The organism is Streptomyces coffeae (assembly GCF_016741875.1).
In the GTDB taxonomy this organism is placed as follows: domain Bacteria; phylum Actinomycetota; class Actinomycetes; order Streptomycetales; family Streptomycetaceae; genus Streptomyces; species Streptomyces coffeae.
Genome location: NZ_JAERRF010000146.1, coordinates 1 through 976, shown reverse-complemented (window position 1 = coordinate 976; position 976 = coordinate 1). Strand labels below are relative to the sequence as shown.

The following is a 976-nucleotide window of genomic DNA, read 5'->3' as shown; positions in this document are numbered from 1 at the left end:
CCGACTGCGCACCTACCTGGACACCCATCCCGAACTCGACCCTGTTGACGTCGGATACACGCTGGCCGTGGGGCGGGCCCACTTCGAGCACCGGGCTGTGGCCATGGGCGGGGACCTTGCGTCGTTGGTGGCTGAGGGGACGGCCGTTGCGCATCGTGAGGTTGTCTTCGTGTTCCCGGGACAGGGAGCGCAATGGGTGGGCATGGGGCGAGACCTCATGGAGTCCTCCCCGGTATTCGCGACGCTGATGGCCGACTGCGAGCAGGCACTTGCTCCGTTCGTGGACTGGTCATTGTCCGAGGTCCTTGGTGACACCTCGATGCTGGAGCGGGTGGATGTTGTCCAGCCGGCGTCGTGGGCTGTGATGGTTTCCCTGGCAGGGCTGTGGCAGTCCTTGGGGGTTGCCCCGTCCGCGGTAGCCGGGCACTCCCAGGGGGAAATCGCGGCGGCTTGTGTGGCAGGCGCACTCTCCTTGGACGAAGGTGCCCGTGTGGTCGCGCTGCGCAGCCAGCTGATCCGGGACAAGTTGGCCGGTTCCGGCGCGATGGCATCGGTTTCGCTGCCGTTGGACGAGGTACGCGAGTACGTCGCCAGTCTGGAGGGACTGTCGGTCGCAGCCGTCAATGGTCCGCGGTCGGTGGTCATCTCCGGTGACGTCGACGCCGTCGAGGACTTCGTGGCGGCGCGGACCGGTGAGGGAGTGCACGCCCGCATGGTCGCGGTCGACTATGCCTCTCACTCCGCCCACGTGGACAGCATCGAAGAGGAACTGACCACATCACTCGCAGGGCTGCGGCCTTCTTCCTCGCACATCCCCTTCTACTCGACGGTGACCGGGGCGCCGATCGACACCGTCGCGCTGGACGCCGACTACTGGATCCGGAACCTGCGACAGACGGTCCGATTTGAGGAAGTCACCCGGCGTCTGATCGACGACGGGCGTGACGTTTTCATCGAGATCAGTGCACATCCTGTC

1 protein-coding gene is annotated in these 976 nt (G+C 65.8%); it reads left to right on the top strand.

Features of this window, described 5'->3' with window-relative positions:
- Positions 1-4: 4 nt before the first annotated feature.
- The coding region (locus tag JK363_RS41385) for an acyltransferase domain-containing protein (protein WP_372444962.1) at positions 5-976 on the top strand (972 nt) is incomplete at its 3' end.